At 37.2% G+C, this 16,967-nt stretch carries 17 protein-coding genes; 4 read left to right on the top strand and 13 right to left on the bottom strand.

All coding sequences use genetic code 11. From position 1 onward, the window contains the following. Positions 1–106 precede the first annotated feature (106 nt). The 3 genes from NYE61_RS20495 to NYE61_RS20485 form a co-directional block, all read right to left on the bottom strand. Entirely contained in the window at positions 107–553 is a 447-nt protein-coding gene (locus NYE61_RS20495) for an IDEAL domain-containing protein (protein ID WP_303448185.1), read from the bottom strand. 219 nt (positions 554–772) lie between these two features. Beyond that, positions 773–955 (bottom strand): cold-shock protein, encoded by a 183-nt coding sequence (locus NYE61_RS20490; RefSeq protein ID WP_095311092.1) that lies wholly within the window; start codon positions 953–955, stop codon positions 773–775. A 79-nt stretch (positions 956–1,034) separates the two neighbouring features. Next, positions 1,035–1,925 carry a LysR family transcriptional regulator gene (locus NYE61_RS20485; RefSeq protein ID WP_339317534.1) on the bottom strand — a complete coding sequence of 297 codons (891 nt, stop codon included), beginning with the start codon at positions 1,923–1,925 and terminating at the stop codon, positions 1,035–1,037. Between the two features lie 200 nt (positions 1,926–2,125). On the opposite strand from NYE61_RS20485, the gene NYE61_RS20480 reads away from it, so the two are divergent. Beyond that, complete coding sequence (locus NYE61_RS20480) at positions 2,126–3,145, top strand: putative sulfate exporter family transporter (RefSeq protein WP_339316524.1); 1,020 nt, start codon at positions 2,126–2,128, stop codon at positions 3,143–3,145. A gap of 68 nt (positions 3,146–3,213) precedes the next feature. Here NYE61_RS20480 and NYE61_RS20475 read toward each other — a convergent pair whose 3' ends face one another. From NYE61_RS20475 to NYE61_RS20460, 4 genes are all read right to left on the bottom strand, one after another. After that, positions 3,214–3,963 carry a Cof-type HAD-IIB family hydrolase gene (locus NYE61_RS20475; RefSeq protein WP_118890442.1) on the bottom strand — a complete coding sequence of 250 codons (750 nt, stop codon included), beginning with the start codon at positions 3,961–3,963 and terminating at the stop codon, positions 3,214–3,216. A gap of 17 nt (positions 3,964–3,980) precedes the next feature. Then, positions 3,981–5,159: an MFS transporter gene (locus NYE61_RS20470; protein ID WP_118890441.1), complete on the bottom strand. Its 1,179-nt coding sequence runs from the start codon at positions 5,157–5,159 to the stop codon at positions 3,981–3,983. Positions 5,160–5,353: 194 nt separating this feature from the next. Further along, positions 5,354–5,947, bottom strand: a complete 594-nt coding sequence (locus NYE61_RS20465) for a pyroglutamyl-peptidase I (RefSeq protein WP_118890440.1) — start codon at positions 5,945–5,947, stop codon at positions 5,354–5,356. Between the two features lie 422 nt (positions 5,948–6,369). Continuing rightward, entirely contained in the window at positions 6,370–7,557 is a 1,188-nt protein-coding gene (locus NYE61_RS20460; protein WP_118890439.1) for an MFS transporter, read from the bottom strand. A 221-nt stretch (positions 7,558–7,778) separates the two neighbouring features. Here NYE61_RS20460 and NYE61_RS20455 point away from each other — a divergent pair, with 221 nt between their 5' ends. The 3 genes from NYE61_RS20455 (at position 7,779) to NYE61_RS20445 (ending at position 10,145) form a co-directional block, all read left to right on the top strand. Further along, entirely contained in the window at positions 7,779–8,216 is a 438-nt protein-coding gene (locus tag NYE61_RS20455; RefSeq protein WP_118890438.1) for an SRPBCC domain-containing protein, read from the top strand. Beyond that, complete coding sequence (locus NYE61_RS20450; RefSeq protein WP_095311077.1) at positions 8,217–8,537, top strand: metalloregulator ArsR/SmtB family transcription factor; 321 nt, start codon at positions 8,217–8,219, stop codon at positions 8,535–8,537. A 267-nt stretch (positions 8,538–8,804) separates the two neighbouring features. After that, positions 8,805–10,145: a gluconate:H+ symporter gene (locus NYE61_RS20445; protein WP_095311075.1), complete on the top strand. Its 1,341-nt coding sequence runs from the start codon at positions 8,805–8,807 to the stop codon at positions 10,143–10,145. A 48-nt stretch (positions 10,146–10,193) separates the two neighbouring features. Here the strand turns inward: NYE61_RS20445 and NYE61_RS20440 are convergent, their stop codons facing one another. The 6 genes from NYE61_RS20440 to NYE61_RS20415 all read right to left on the bottom strand — a co-directional run bounded on the left by NYE61_RS20440 (position 10,194) and on the right by NYE61_RS20415 (position 16,951). After that, on the bottom strand, positions 10,194–10,664 hold the full coding sequence (locus NYE61_RS20440) for a chemotaxis protein CheW (RefSeq protein WP_095311073.1): 471 nt from the start codon (positions 10,662–10,664) through the stop codon (positions 10,194–10,196). A 15-nt stretch (positions 10,665–10,679) separates the two neighbouring features. After that, entirely contained in the window at positions 10,680–12,707 is a 2,028-nt protein-coding gene (locus tag NYE61_RS20435; protein WP_118890437.1) for a chemotaxis protein CheA, read from the bottom strand. A 407-nt stretch (positions 12,708–13,114) separates the two neighbouring features. Next, positions 13,115–13,576, bottom strand: coding sequence for a chemotaxis protein CheX (locus NYE61_RS20430; protein WP_095311070.1), 462 nt, complete (start codon positions 13,574–13,576; stop codon positions 13,115–13,117). Positions 13,577–13,950: 374 nt separating this feature from the next. After that, positions 13,951–14,733, bottom strand: coding sequence for a flagellar motor protein MotB (gene motB, locus NYE61_RS20425; RefSeq protein WP_118890436.1), 783 nt, complete (start codon positions 14,731–14,733; stop codon positions 13,951–13,953). After that, positions 14,726–15,511: a flagellar motor stator protein MotA gene (gene motA, locus NYE61_RS20420; protein WP_095311067.1), complete on the bottom strand. Its 786-nt coding sequence runs from the start codon at positions 15,509–15,511 to the stop codon at positions 14,726–14,728. Before motA ends, motB begins: the two co-directional genes overlap by 8 nt. Positions 15,512–15,706: 195 nt before the next feature. After that, on the bottom strand, positions 15,707–16,951 hold the full coding sequence (locus tag NYE61_RS20415) for an amidohydrolase family protein (protein WP_303450516.1): 1,245 nt from the start codon (positions 16,949–16,951) through the stop codon (positions 15,707–15,709). Positions 16,952–16,967: the final 16 nt, after the last annotated feature.

Raw genomic sequence — 16,967 nt, 5'->3', positions numbered from 1 at the left:
CAACCACCAAAAATCTACTTCTCAATATGTGAGAAGTAGATTTTTTTGTAAGAGAATAACCTATTTAGAATTAGTTCATTACAGTAAGCGCTTACTTTAAATCGATTTATAAGAGCTTTGTCAGTTTATAAAATGCATCTTCATCATATTTATCTAAAGCAATGTCGATTAATTTTTTAACATTTTCTCTTTCCATTTCACGAATAAAAAGAAGGGTCATTTTTTCTTGCTCTGTTTTAATTATGTTAGCGTCATCGTTTTGGTAATACGTTTCTGCGATAGAATGTAGCTGCTGAAGGAAATCAGGAATGGAGATGAGCTTGGACATTGTTACATTTACAACGTCTTTTCCGTTTTGAAAAGCAAAAACCGCATCTAGATTCTCCACTTTTTTCGTTTTACGGTTAATTCGAATCTCATTAGCTTCTACAGGAATAAATTGATAAACTTTTTTATTAATCACTACCGAAAAATATTGATATGCAAGTATAACTCGGACGTATTCCTCTTCTGTTTTAATGTAATACGGCTTTAGCATTTTAACAGTTACCATAGTTTCCACCTCCTAGTTTTATAAACCTGTCAATCTAAATTTTCAGTTAATTAATTTTACACGAAATTATAGAATTATACAAGTGAAAATTTCATGGCACATACATAGATGTGCTGTACCTACTTCCCATAATTGAATACATAGTTAAAAGAAAAACCCAATCAACCTGACTGGGATTTTCTATGCTGAAACTTATACAACTGCCTGAGATACTATTTCCTACTTCATTTCCGGTATTACTCGAACTTCCCGGTCCATTGTTGAGTTACATAATGGACATGTTGGTTCTTCAGCAAAACTGAATGACTCTCTCATCCAGCCTTGACAGTCATCACTAGTACATGACCATACGTTTGTTTCCACCTCTGGAACCGGTTCTCTTGGTCCGCGAGAAAATGACATGATAGCATCCCCTTTCCTTCTACACTACTTATTATACTCCTTTTTCAGCATCAATGTAAGGGTATCTGAAATGAATCAACTATGCTTCTTGCTTTACCAGGTTTTCAAATACCTGCAGTGCTTTTGGCTGGAACTCATGGTAATTTTTAATGATAGAGAACTTTCGCTTTATTGGTGTACCCTCAACAAAGATTCTCTGGATTTTTTTAAGCTTTTGTTCCTTTTTAAATGTTAGATTGGAAAGCAAGCTTATCCCAAGGCCGGATTCAACCCCTTCTTTGATCGTTTGTGTGCTTCCAAATGTTAAAATCCTTTTTGGCTCTAAATTACTTCGTTGAAAAAAATCCTCAAGCATTTTTCTCGTTCCAGAACCTTCCTCGCGAATAATCCATGTTTCATTTTCTAAATCTTTTATAGAAATACATGCTTCCTCTTTAAAGGATTGGCCTGTCCCAGCAATTATATACATTTCATCTGTCGCAAATTGCCGGGTGGAAACCTGATGATGTGTAAAATTTCCCTCAACTAATCCAATATCGATTTCATGCTGTACAAGTTTTGCTCCAATGTCTTCTGTATTCCCTATTGTTACAGTTGGAATGATATTAGGAAATTCTTCTTGCAATTTAGCTAAAAACCTCGGAAGAACATACTCGCCAATTGTGTAGCTGGCTCCAATTTTCAATTGACCGCTTGGTTCATTTTCTAAATCAGAAACAAGAATTCGCATCTGATCATAGTTACGTAAAATTTTCTGGGCATATTGATAAACAATTTCTCCAGCTCTATTCAGTTCTACAAATTTATTACTTCTTTCTAGTAGTCGAACACCAAGCTCTTTTTCTAAAGCTGCAATATATTGACTGACTGCCGGTTGTGACATGTGTAATTCCTTGGCAGCTCTTGAAAAGTTTTTCCGCTGTGCTACTTCCTTAAAAACAATCAAATGCTGATCCACTAAAATATCCACCTCTTTCAATAGTATGAATCAATGCTAGGCTAAAGAACCATTATTCTCATTACGAATGAAAGATATTCTGACCGACTCTATTAACCCTTAGGAAAGTTTAATAATAAGGTTTGCTTATTATTATTATTCTAATAATTTATTTTCCTTATTATACAACTGGATCTATAATTGTGTATAGAATAATGAAATGAGGAATGAGAATGAGTACATTAACGAACAAATCCAATCATTGGAAAAGTCTTCTGTTAGGTATTGGATTTACATTTATTTTTGCTTTGGCTGGCTATTTACTATCCTTAATTCCCGGTTTAAACCGAGTTGGTCCATTAGCTTGTGCAATCCTTTTGGCAATCGTTTATCGTCAAGCTTTTGGTTATCCGGAATTTTTTCGAAAGGGTATTGAGTTTTCATCAAAATATTTATTACGTTTAGCAATTATTTTATATGGATTAAAATTGAATATCGATGTAATTTTCCAGGATGGAATTGGTCTTCTTGTAAAAGGAGCAATAACCATTGTCTTCGCTATTTTAGTCACTGTGTATTTGGCAAAATTATTTAAAGGGAACACTCAGATTGCACTGTTACTCGGTGTTGGAACTGGAATTTGTGGTGCAGCTGCAATTGCGGCAGTAGCACCTATTGTAAAGGCCAAAGCAGAGGATACAGCAATCAGCGTCGGGATTATCGCATTAGTCGGTACTGTTTTCTCCATTATTTACGCTTTATTGTTGCCGATTCTTCCAATCTCTGATGTGCAATACGGCATTTGGTCTGGTCTAAGCTTACATGAGCTAGCACACGTAGCATTGGCTGCAGATCCTGCAGGTGAAGAAGCACTCGCTATGGCGCTTTTAGCTAAGCTTGGGCGTGTATTCTTATTAGTACCGTTATGCTTTGTCATGATTCTTTGGATAAGGAGCCGTAAATCACAAGCCGGGGTTGATCATGCAAAAGTTAAATTCCCTATGTTTTTATTAGGCTTTATCGCAATGAGTATTATTGGAAGCTATGTTCTTGGAAATGCGATTCCAGTAACAGACAGTGTTATGAATGGTATTAGTATTGCTACGACCTTCATCTTAACCTCCGCAATGGTTGGATTGGGGCTAAACGTCAGCTTAAAGGATGTGAAAAGTAAAGCACTTCGTCCGTTCTATGCAATGTTAATCACATCTGTGCTCGTATCAGTATTGATGTATTGGATTGCAGGTATTTAAAATAACTCACTATCACAGAGATTGAAAAAAGTGAGCTGCATTTCATCTTGCAGCTCACTTTCATTAGCTTATTTTGATAACGCAAATTTCTCAATCGCTTTAGCAACACCATCATTATTATTCGTATCTGTCTCGTGATTTGCTACTTTTTTAATCGCTTCTTGTGCATTTCCCATTGCAACACCAATACCGGCTTCTTGAATCATCTTGATGTCGTTTAGACTATCGCCAACAGCCATTACTTCATCCATCGTTATACCGATCTTATTACAAAGGAATTGTAGTGCTCTCGCTTTACTTACACCTTTCGGATTGACCTCCACATTTATTGGCAGGGAATTCGTTAACTCCAGCTCCTCATACTTGGAAAGCTCCGAAATCATAATATCTAATTTCTGTTTTTCTTCAGATTGGCAGCCAAACTTCAACCATTCATAGTCATTGAAATTACCTGGAGTTTCTTCTCGAAATACACCGCTTGTAGAGATCATCCACATCTCTACCCCGACTTGTGTACCAAGATTATACATTTTCTCGATTAACGCCGCATCCAAAAGATGCTGATCCAATAGTTCTTTTTCTACTGTCCATATTTGTCCACCATTTGCAGTTATTAAATAAGATTGAAGCTGCAGCTGTTCTGCGTATGGGTAGCACGTATGAATCCCACGCCCTGTACTTAGGACTACATGAATCCCTTTTTCCAAAGCCTGCTTTATCGCCATTTGTGTACGATGAGATACTTCGTGATCACTTGTTAATAATGTCCCATCCATATCTAGTGCAATTAACTGAATAGCTTTCTTTTCTACTGTCATTTAAATGCTCCTTTTCTTTACATGGTTTGTCTTTTCATCTGATTATCCTTTTCAAAAAATTTCGTTGTAATAAAAGGAATAAACAGTAATACAATTACAATGATAAATAATAATTGAATATTGTAGAAATCAACTATAAATCCACCAAGAACAGGTCCAATCATTCTTCCTAATGCCGCAATACTATTAACGATTCCTTGATAAAATCCACTACGTCCTTTTGGAGAAAGCTTGTTTGCAAGTGTTGGAATGGCTGGCCACACAAGGACCTCACCTATTGTTAAGATGACCATTGCAACAGCGAACATTGTAAAATTCTCAGCAAACATGGCAATCGTGAAGGAAATTATCAAGATACAGGTTCCAATATGAATATGCTGTTTTGGTGAAGTTATTCTATCTGTAAACCATTTTACCAGAGGTTGCGCCAGAACGATAAGAAAACCATTTATTGCCCATAGAGAACTATATTGTTCAAGCGGGATGCCAATCGATTGTGTATGGGAAGCAATTGTTGACTGCCATTGACTATATGCAATCCATACAACCAAGAATCCACTACATAAAATTAGTAATGAAATAAAAGCAGTTTTATTGTGAATTTTTGCCCGCTGCTCAAGGACTGACGTATGCATTTGACGATCTTTTGACTGATCCATTCCTTTGAACGTAAACAGTACTAACAGGAAAAAGAGAATAAACACAAGCGCATTTGCAATAAAAATATAATCAAATGAAAAGCTTGCCACATAGCCCCCAAGTGATGCTCCAAGTGCTACACCTAAATTCTGGGCAACATATACGGCATTAAATGCTCGACGGCCACCGTCTGGCCATAGGGAACCAGCCATCGCAAACATAATTGGCCAAGTGATACCATTTCCAAACCCAATAATAATTAATAAAATGGAGTAAGCCACGATACCATGATTAAACGCTAGAATAACGGAAGCAATCATTGCTAGAAATGTTCCTGCAAGAATTGTTTTATACGCACTATACTTATCATAAAGTGCTCCGCCAAGCAAGTTTCCCACAATGGATGCGCCTTGATTGAACATTAAAATGAACCCAGCAAAAGCAAGACTTTTACCAAGCTCATTATGCATATATATCGTATTTAAAGGCCATAGAAAAGAGCCACCAGTTACGTTGATTACAGTTGCAATCACTAGCAGCCAAATATACCTAGGCATATTTATCATCTTCCTTCATTCATGATTAACTAGACCAGTTTAATCCATTTCAGGACGCAAATCAATACTTCCTAGCAGTTTATTTCATCCAGAGCAAGTTAAACGAATTAATTATCAAAAAGGCAGATCATAAATAGATGAATTTCCAAGAGAAACTCAGCTGTTAATAATAGATTGATTCACATGAATTCCTATCATAAACAAGCAATTGCGATTTGGATTCCTTTAATTAAATCAGCATCAGCCCAGCTTGGTATATCTCTTTCAACCGCTAGCGGATGAGATGCCGGTATATGAATAAAGCCAGAAGGCACTTTTCGACCATTCTCCTCAAAATAATGCAAACCATGATACATGACATTATTACATAGGTAAGCTCCTGCTGTGTTCGAGATTTTCGCTGGTAACCCAAGCTTTTTTAACGATTCTACTATTTCATGGATTGGGAGCTTACTAAAATAACCGTCCGGACCACTTTCAAAGATTCTCTCTCCATTCGGCTTATATCCGAGATTATCAACTGGGCCATCATTACAATTAATCGCAATTCGCTCGGGCGTAATCTGATTACGCCCTGCTGCTAAACCAAGTGAAATGACAGCGTCAGGCTTATGCTTCTTCAACAATTCAATGAATTGCTTACCTGATTTATTAAATTCAACTGGTAAAACTTCACCGATAATTTGATAATCGTTTATTCTTTGACCATGCAGTTCATTAACAATCATTTCTGTTGGATTGATTGCGTTATTTAGAAAAGGTTCAAATCCAGTCAATAATAATTTCATTCTATTACTGCAACTCCCTCTTTACATTTAAATCTATTATACGATAAATTTAATAAATATTCGATTAACATATCTAATTCTTGTATCGCATCCTAATAATAAAAAAGGTGATCATTTAATAACCAGCTCAGCGTGATAAATAGTTTTCTACGAACAAAAGCGCAAGCGCCCGGTTAGCGACGTACGGACTGGACTGAGCCGTAGGAGATAAAGGAAACACGGCGACCGCAGGGAGTCGATGTTGACTTATCGTACGGAGGTGAGGGAAGTCTCGCTAGTCGCTGGGCGCTGGAGCTGGACGTAGCCGTTTAGGTAACTAAGTTATCCACAGCATTCAAATTTTATAGTTTTCTACTGAAAAAAGAGATGGATTTGTACCATCTCTCGTTTTATTTCTATTATCGATTTGCATGCAACTAGGCTTATCGCACGTTTTTCTGTACGACTATTACTAAAACTAAATAAGCTACCGGTAGTATTCCTGCTATCCCCACAATTGCATTCCACCCTGCTATATTCCAGATTGGTCCGACTGCAGAACTTCCAAGCGTAACACCAACATAATATGCCACTAAATACAGGCTCGATGCTCCACCTTTATGATGTGCAGCCTCCTCTGCGACAAAGGTTGCCGTCAATGAATGTGCGGTAAAAAAACCTAAACAGGATACGCATAAGCCAATTATGATTATTGGCAAGGATAAACTGAATGTCATTAAAATACCAGTCGATAGGACAAGGATTCCTATGATACGTACGACCTTAAGCCCCATCCCACCCGCTAGCCAGCCCGCAATCGGAGCTCCTATTACTCCAAATCCATAGGCAAAAAAGGTGTAAGAAATTGCTTTTGTCGAGAGTGAAAACGGCTCTGCTTCCAGATGAAACGGCAAATAGGTCCATATAGATGTAAACGAAAGCTGGAGTACAGCCCCCATTCCAATAATCATAATAATAGTTGGATTTTTTAAATGAAAAATCATCCCTTCCAAGTCTTTACGAAATGATAGATTGCTCGCTTTAAAGAATCGAGACTTTGGCAAAAAAATAAAAACAAGTCCTACAATTAGTAATCCACCGCCTGCAAAAATATAGAATACAGTTTCCCAGGCATATATATCTGTTAGATAGCCAGCCAAAACTCTCCCAGCCATCCCGCCAAGTGCATTGCTAGCGATGTACAACGCCGTTGCAATTCCGACACTGGAACGGTCTATCTCCTCGTTTAAATAAGCAAGAGATGCAGCAGGTAATCCAGCTAGCGCAAAACCTTGAATAAACCGTAATAACACAAAAAGGTAAAACGAATCCAACATAGGAATTAATAGAAATGGGATAACCGATCCGATTAAAGAATATTTAATAATAGCTACTCTCCCAATTCGATCGGAGAAAAAACCAAGAATGATTAAACCAATAATCAAACCTACAATCGTCGCTGATAAGGTTAACGTCGCTTCTGATACAGATACTTTGAATTCCCTAACATACAACGGTAAAAGCGGCTGTACAATGTACATGCTCGCAAAAACAAAAAAGGATGCAAATGCTAAGCTTAAAGATATTTTCCAAAAATAGTAATCTTTTATATGATATTTTTGTGTATTCATTACACTACACTTCCTATGTACTTAATTATGCTAATGGTTTTAACTCTTACTATAGCACAATTTATGCAAAAATTAAAAATTATATTTCTGATTAATATGTATGGTATTTACAGTATTTCCTAGGAAATACACGGTGAAGACGGTGCAAAAGATCTACTTAAGAAGCCTTGACATGAAACCGATTGGTGTTATATAGTAATTACGAAACGAAAAGGTGTTATATGGAAGGAGCAGTTAAAATAGAAAACTTACAAGATATTAAACAAACTGTTATTGTAAATGCAACGATACAAAAAGTATGGGATACTGTATCTACATCAGAAGGTATTGCATCATGGTTTATGCCGAATGATTTTGAACCAATTGTTGGACAGGAATTCCACTTACAATCCCCATTTGGTCCATCCCCATGTAAAGTACTGGAAATAGATGAGCCAAACAAAATAATATTTTCATGGGATACAGAAGGTTGGATTATTTCCTTTCTATTAAAAGACTTAGGTAAAAAAACGGAATTTACGCTTATACATAGTGGCTGGAAAACAGAGGATACCGTTATTCAAAAAGCAAACGAGAAAAGCTCTATCATTCATGAAAGGATGAGTAATGGCTGGTCGAATATTATTCATAACAAACTTCGAAAGGTTACTGAAGCATAAGTGGCAGCACTAAAATATGATGTATTCCAAGCCATTTCTGATCCAACCAGAAGAGAAATTCTTCGTTTGCTCTCGACCAAAAAACGAGCTATCTCTGAAATAGCATCTCAATTTCCCGTTAGTCGAACAGCTATTGCTAAACACCTTCACGTACTTTCTGAGGCAAGTTTGGTAAGTGGTGAAAAGATAGGCAGAGAAAAGATTTATCAATTGCAGCCAGAACCGCTCACAGAAATAAAACAATGGTTAGCTTATTATGAACAATTTTGGACTAACAAATTATCAATTCTTAAGCATGTAGTTGAAAATGATGATGAATAGCAAATAAAGGCTTATTACATGTAATAAGCCTTTTCTCACTAGATACAAAAGGTCTAATAATATCCGCCCTCCTTATTCTATGAATTCTGAACTATACTTCTTCTTTCCACTCCATTGACTATTAAAAGAAAGTTTTATACTATAAATTCATTAGTTGGTTTAGCAAACAAATTAATGATAGCGCTACATTTTGGAAGAATAGTACTTCCCTATTTCGATTTTTTTATTGTAAGCGGATTAATAAACTTAATTTTAGGAGGAAATAGCATGGATTGGATTATGAATAATATGCCGATTATCTCACTTGTACTCGGTGTTGCTTTACTCTTGTTTTTAAATATGAAAGTGAAGCTTAATAGTGTACTAGCTCTAATCATATCAGCAATATTAGTTGGACTTTTAAATGGTATGCAGCTTACCGCAATTATTGATACGATTAAAGCCGGTTTAGGAAGTACGCTTGGAAGTTTAGCATTAATCATTGGGTTTGGTGCTGTACTTGGGAAATTAATGGTTGATTCAGGTGCTGCACAACGTATTGCTTCCACTCTATTAAATAAATTTGGCGTAAAAAATGTTCAATGGGCTCTCATTATTGTTGGTGCTATCTTTGGTATATCCGTATTCTATGAGGTTGCATTTATTATACTTGCCCCTCTCGTAATCAGCATTGCAATTGAAGCCAAGGTACCATATATGAAACTTGGGATTACAATGGTAGCGGCTACAACTTTATCTCATAGTCTATTCCCACCACAACCAGGACCAACAGCATTGGTTGAAGCTTATGGTGCGGATATGGGAATGGTCTACATGCTTGGAATTGTGGTGTTTATTCCAGCAGTTATTGCTGCCGGGATTATTCTACCAAGACTAATGAAAAATCTGGATCGTCCTGTTCCACCACTATTGGAAAAACCTAAGGAATTTACTGATGATGAAATGCCAGGGTTTGCTACAAGTGTTATCATTCCATTAATTCCTGCAATTATGATTTCCGCAGCAACAATTATAAATATGTTTATTGATGAAGGTACTTTTTTTCATGATCTAATCAACTTCCTAGGCAGTGCGGAAACAAGTCTGCTGCTTGCTGTATTAATTGCGGTCTATGTATTTGGTCTGCGCAGAGGACGTACAATGAATGAAGTAATGGATTCCTTCTCTGGTGCTATTAAGGGCATTGCTATGATTATCTTTATTGTTGGTGCTGGTGGGGCTTTTAAAGAAATCATTCTTGATTCAGGTGTAGGCGATTACATTGCTGGGATGATGGAAAACACGGTTGTCTCACCATTAATTATGGCGTGGTTTATTACAGCATTAATTCGTATCGCAACGGGTACTGGTGTTGTATCCGCAATTACGGCTGCTGGTATTGTAGGGCCTTTGATTACAACCTTTGATGTAAACCCTGTTTTAATGGTATTGGCAACAGCAGCTGGCAGTAACACAATTACACATGTGAATGATGCCTCCTTCTGGCTATTTAAAGAGTACTTCAACCTATCCATTAAAGATACATTCAAAACATGGGGATTATTACTATTCACTACATCTATTGTCGGATTGGGTATCGTTTTATTACTAGATCTATTATTCTTCTAAAGTTAAAGAGGACTGCATTCAAACTGAACGCAGTCCTCTTACTTATATTTAGCTTTCTCTCATTATCGCTTCCCGCAGCTCATTGGATTCATTCAAATCAACTATACGCTCGAGATCAAGTAATATGAGCAGGTGATTATCAACCTTCGCAACACCCTTTAAAAACGTTTCATGAATCCCAGCAACCAGTTTTGGTGCTGCCTGAATCTGATTTTGTTCAATATCTTTTACTTCTGTCGCAGCATCAACAATTAATCCGATTTGCATATTCTCAACAGAAACAACTAAAATACGGGTATCATTTGTTGTTGCCGACTCAGTAAGCATTAGTCGTTCTTTTAAATCAATAACTGGGGTTGTTTCACCACGCAATTCGGTAACGCCTTTAATAAACTTCGAAGAACGCGGAACCGCTGTAACTTCCTGCAATCTTTCAATAGAAATAACCTGCTGCACTGCAACACCAAAGGATTGATTATTTAATTTAAACACAATAAACTTTGTTACTTCCTCAGCCATTTAACTTCCTCCACTCTACTTAGGCATCAATTCATTTGGATCAATAATTAACGCAACCTCTCCATTGCCTAGAATCGTTGCACCAGATATGGCGAAAACATCTTTCAAATAATTTCCTAGTGATTTTAATACTACTTCTTGTTGTCCAATAAAGGAATCAACAATAAGCCCGGTTAGTTTTTCTCCTTTTTTCACAATCACAACAGAGTACTCTTTACTTTCATCCTCTTTCTGTGATGGCACTTCAAAAACAGTTGCCAGTGAGACAAGCGGAACTACTTTACCACGGAAATCCATAACCTTCTTCCCATGCGCAAACATCATTTGATCTTTTTCCAGGATAACTGTTTCTATAATCGAGGAAAGCGGGATTGCATAGATTTCCTTTTGCACATTTACGAGTAGTGTTGAAATAATGGATAGCGTAAGTGGCAATTGAATCGAGAATATACTTCCTCTACCCGGTTGTGACTCGATTGCAATTTGACCACCTAACGATTCAATTTTATTTTTCACCACATCTAAACCAACACCACGACCAGAAATATCAGATACTTTATCAGCTGTACTAAAACCAGATGAAAGTATCAAGTTAGCTATTTCATCTTTTGTCAGCATGTCTGCTTCAGCTGTTGTAATAATCCCATTTTCAATTGCCTTTTTCTTAACCTTTTCATGGTTAATACCAGCGCCATCATCTTCAATTTCTATGAAAACATGGTTGCCACTATGGAAAGCTCGAAGTGTCAGTTTCCCTTCTTCCGACTTTCCTGCTCGCTTTCGTACTTCCGGCAGTTCAATGCCATGATCGACTGAATTACGAATTAAATGAACTAAAGGATCACCAATCTCATCAATTACCGTACGATCAAGCTCTGTATCGGCTCCAATAATCTCCAAATCAATATGCTTTCCTAAATCTTTTGCAAGCCCGCGAATCATTCGAGGGAAACGATTAAATACTTGGTCAATTGGCACCATTCGCATCGCTAAAATAAGACTTTGCATATCGCTTGAAACCCGACTAATGTGCTCGACCGTGTCCGTTAGTTCCTGGTTCTCCATACCTTCAGCAATTACTTCCAATCTACTTCGATCAATAACAACCTCTTCAAATAAATTCAATAGATTATCAATCTTTTCCAAGTTAACACGGATCGTTTTGGAGGCATGATTCACTACAGCTGGCGCACTTTTTTCAGTAGTTGCTGCAACCTCTTCCGCCGCTGTTTGCGCATCTAGCTTTTCTTCTAAAATAGGTTCTTCTTGCTGCTCTTCAGAAACGGTTGTAGTCAAGCTCTCCATCTCTACATCTTTCACTTCTGATACTTTGCTTATAATGTCTTTTACCATCTCTGGGGCTACTGTTGATAGGAAAATCATTAAAAAGCTTTGTCCGAAATTCCCCTCCTCAATTTCTTCAACAGATGGATTGGTATGAATAATTTCTCCATGGTCCTCTAACGCTTCAAAAACCATATAAGCACGTGCACCTTTTAAAATACATTCTTCCGTCAATTCGACTGTTATTTGGTATGGTGAAAACCCTTGATCTTTTGCTTGTTCAACAATTGTAACTTGGAATTCATCAAGTCCAAGCATATCTGTTTGAACTGTGTTTACTTCTTCGGCTGTAGCAAGCCGTTCTATTTGCACATCTTGCTTGCCATTCTCGATCTGATCCAAACGATGAACTAATTCGGAAACATCTTTCTTTCCATCGTTTCCCGCTTGAATGGAACCAACCATGTCTTCCAGAGCATCAATTGCTAAGAAGATAACATCAATTATGGTCGTTGAAACATTCAATTTATGGTTGCGAATCATGTCTAGTACATTTTCCATTTTATGTGTTAGGGATGCAATATCTTCATATCCCATTGTTGCAGCCATACCCTTTAATGTATGTGCGGAACGGAAAATCTCATTCACTAAATTTAAATCTTCGGGTTGCTTTTCTAATTGAAGTATACTGTCATTAACTGCCTGTAAATGTTCTCGGCTTTCTTCCAAAAACACCTCTAAATATTGATCCGTATCCATAAAAGCATTTCCTTTCTATTTCCATTTTGTCAATTTAAGGTTGTATAAAGAGAAAATTCATGCAGTAGGGGATTCCCTTCCCTTACTCCTCCACTGCATATTAGTTGAACAGAATAAGGAGTTTACAGACTGTTCACCTTCACGTTTTTTGTATTTTCACGATTTGAAATTGGGGTATTACAGTCCGTTAACGCGTGATAAATTCTACCACGATTTTAAGCATAGTTAATTACTATACACAAAACCTTTATCATTATCTTATGTAGGTTAAAGTTCCTATCTTTTATATCGACAAAAAACACGATTTATAAAGGAGTATTTTAGGAATCCCGCAATTCTACCTAGAGGATAAACAGAAAATTAATATATTCTTTGACTCGTACCAATTACCATTGAAGCAATATGCATCAATCTAGTAATAAATATATATCTAATTTCCCTATTTTTTCAAATTCTACAGAGAGCTCCACTGCTTTTTCATAGCCTGATAAAGTAGTAGTTCCTTGCAAAATAGTTGGTGCTGTTATGTCTGTCTTGATACCATTTTGAACAATCGTTGTAGAAAGGTTACCAGCTAGCATATTTCCTAGCTCACCACTAAAGGAAGCAAGCATCTCCCCTTCCACAGCCATTCCAAACATCGCTTCACCTATCGCCGCAAAAACAGATGGGTCACCTGCAAGAATCAGCTTTCCTTTGGCATCTCCTGTAAATCCGATTAAAACGCCAAAAGATAGTGATAATGAAGTTCCCACCAATGTGGGCTTTGCTATTTCACATGGAATCGGAATGATTGATTTCAAAGATGTATTCATTCCATTTAATAAAAATACGACTGAACGATTACGTTCCTCTTTTGTTGATATCATTGGGTACCCCCTATTATTTATGTTTAACAAGTCAATTTGGACTGGTTAAAAAGAACTATATAATATTAATACTTTATCTATATCGGAACATACGGGAGAATTTGTAGCAAACTAGCTATATTTTTTGGAATATTTTTAGCCAGTAGTCAAGTCTTCTTTATCGTATCATGAGTCGAGTGAAGCCTCGATACGACTTTGTGGACGCTGCTGCAGCGGAATTTAAGTTATCCACAGCATTCAAATTTTATATTTTTCCACACAATAAAATGGAGCTAAACATCAGTAGTTTAGCTCCTAAGCTCACATAAAACTCCACATTGATATAGTAGTTTTTTATTCCTTGCTGTCTTGTTAGTTTGTTAGAAATTTATTATTTAGTCTTCCACATGAATTTCATAGTTAGGTAAAATCAAAACCTCAACTCGTCTGTTTTTCGCCCTATTTTCTTTACTTGTATTGGGAACAATTGGTTTATACTCTCCAAAACCTTTTGCGCTAAAAAGCGTTGGGTCAAGCGATTCATTTTCTAAAACAAGCCGCATGAAGTTAAGTGCACGGGTAACACTCAGTTCCCAATTGGATTCAAACGGCGAGTCGCCAATTGGCACATCATCTGCATGCCCGCTAATTACAATCTGATGTGGAGGCTCTGTGTACAGTAAATTGGAAACTTCCTGTGCAATCGATATTCCTTCTTGCTTCACTTCAGCACTACCTGAATCAAAAAATACATCATTCACAATTGTAACTAATAACCCTTCTTCTGTGAGTTCTGTACCAAACGCATCGGCTAGGTTATTTTCATAAATATAGTTTTGGATTGTCGAGTTTAGTTCTTCAAGATGCAGAAGTTCACCCTCCCCATCCGAAATTGTTTCATCCATTTCTTCTTCCGAATCCTCTTGATTGTCTTTTTCAAGTTCTCCAGAATCAACTGGTGTCTTGACTGGAATTTCATGATTCTCAAGAATCCCGCTGCCTCCACCAGAAAACTGATCACGAAATACACCTGAAAGCTGTTCGTACTTTTGTACGTTTATATCACTCATTGCGAACAATACAATAAATAGAGCAACTAGAAGCGTTAATAAATCAGAGTATGGGAGAAGCCAAGATTCATCAATATGTGATTGCTTCTTTTTCTTCCTTCTACTCATCTGAATTCACCTGTTTCATCGCAGCTAATTCTTTAGAAGAAAGCAGTGAACCAAGCTTCTCTCGTACAATCAGCTGGGAATCGCCAGTAGTAATAGAAAGAATTCCTTCTACCATGATTTCCTTTTGCAGTACTTCTTTTTTAGATTTCTCTCGTAACTTATTTGCAAATGGATGCCATAATACATAACCAGTAAAAATTCCTAATAATGTCGCAATAAAGGCAGCCGAAATAGCAGCACCTAATGCTTCCATATTAGACATATCACCAAGGGCCGCAATTAAACCAATAACCGCCCCCAGTACTCCAAGGGTAGGTGCATAGGTGCCAGCCTGTGTGAAAACGGCAGCCCCTTCTTCGTGTCGCTGCTCCATCGCACTAATCTTCTCCAGCATAATATCTTTAATGAAATCTGGAGATTGTCCATCAATTGCTAGTTGCAGCCCAGATGCTAGGAATGGATCCTCTACTTCATTTACCTGCTCTTCCAACGATAAGATACCTTCTCTACGTGTTTGATCTGCCCAGCTACTGAACATTTCAACTAATTCCCTCGTATTTGTTTTGTTCGTTTCCGTAAATAAAATTTTAAATAGAGTAGGTACATTTTTAAGTGTACTCGTTGGAAATGCTATTGTGACAGCAGCAACTGTCCCTAGTATAATGATTAATAGAGCAGCAGGATTTATCAGTGCTGTAACACCTACCCCTTTTAGCACCATTCCAACTCCTACTGCAATTAATCCTAATATTAATCCAATAATTGATGTTTTATCCATTGTTGACCTCCTGATAAATCTGTGTCAGATTCATATAAACTTCTATATTTAATTATCGGCAAATTTATAGAGTAATGAAGGTGTTTATTAAATGTAAAATAATAATTTATTAGGAGGGATTAAAATGAAGTTACCTGTTGAAGGATATAAAATTAAAAATAGCTTCCCTTAAAATTTAAAGGGAAGCTATTTTTATTAGTTTAGTAGGTTCTTCTCTACTTTTCCATCTTTCATTACAATCTGAATCGTATCATTGTCAGCAAGAGAGGAAATATCCTCCAGCGGGTTGCCTTTTACGATAATAATATCTGCTAATTTTCCAGCTTCAATTGTCCCAACTTTATTTTCCCATCCGAGACATTCTGCAGCAGTTTTTGTAGAAGCTACAATGGACTCCATCGGTGACATTCCAATCTCCGTCATTAAACCTAGCTCACGTAAGTTGATTCCATGTTTCACAACTCCTGCATCTGTCCCCATAGCAATTTTCACACCGGCTTGATAAGCTTTTGCAATACTTGCTTTATGAATTTCAATAACTTCCTTTGATTTTTCTACAGCAGTATCAGGCATACCTGCTTCCTCTGCTGTTTCTAAAACACCAACAGGAGCAAGTAATGTTGGTACGAGATATGTACCTTTTTCAAGCATCAACTCAATTGCCTCATCATCCAGAAAGATTCCATGCTCAATCGAATGTACTCCAGCCCTTACTGCATTTTTAATACCTTCTGCACCTTGTGCATGTGCCATTACCTTGACACCTTTTCTAAACTTTCCTTCCTCAACAATCGCTTCTAATTCTGCTTGAGAAAATTGCGTGAATTCCGGGTGGTCTGTTGCACTTGTTACACCACCAGTTGCGTGCACCTTTATAACTTCTGCACCTGCACGCAGCATTTCACGTGCTTTTTTGCGAACCTCTTCTACTCCATCACATTTTCCACTTGGCATTCCTGGATAACCCGATGGTAAAAGATCCATTTCTATACCCGAGACTGTATAACCATCCCCATGCCCGCCAGTGATCGTCAGTGCGTTAATACTTAATTGCATTCTTGGTCCTGTAATAAGCCCCTCTTCAATTGCTTTTTTCACACCTAGATCTGCTCCAAGTGCATCACGAACAGAAGTAATGCCTGCGTGTAATGTTGCTTCCAGGTATTTTGCTGCTTGGTAATACATAAAAGAAAATGGAGTTGTCAGCCTTTTTGCAACCGGTGAAAACTCGAGCATCATATGAACGTGTGTATCTATTAAACCTGGCATAATCGTTCCACCCTGCGCATCCAAAACTGCTTCATTACCGTCTGCAGTATACACACTTTCGGGACCAACGTATTGTATACAATTACCTTCTACAACAACAATTGCACCTTGTTGAATTTCTCCACCATTTCCATCTATCAACAATCCATTTTTAATTATTGTTTTTCCCATTTTATTTCCCTCCAAC

Origin of the sequence: Oceanobacillus sp. FSL W7-1304 (genome assembly GCF_037969805.1) — a bacterium.
In the GTDB taxonomy this organism is placed as follows: Bacteria; Bacillota; Bacilli; order Bacillales; family Amphibacillaceae; genus Oceanobacillus; species Oceanobacillus profundus.
Note: the sequence above shows the minus strand (reverse complement) of the source record. Positions and strands in the feature narration are given on the sequence as shown.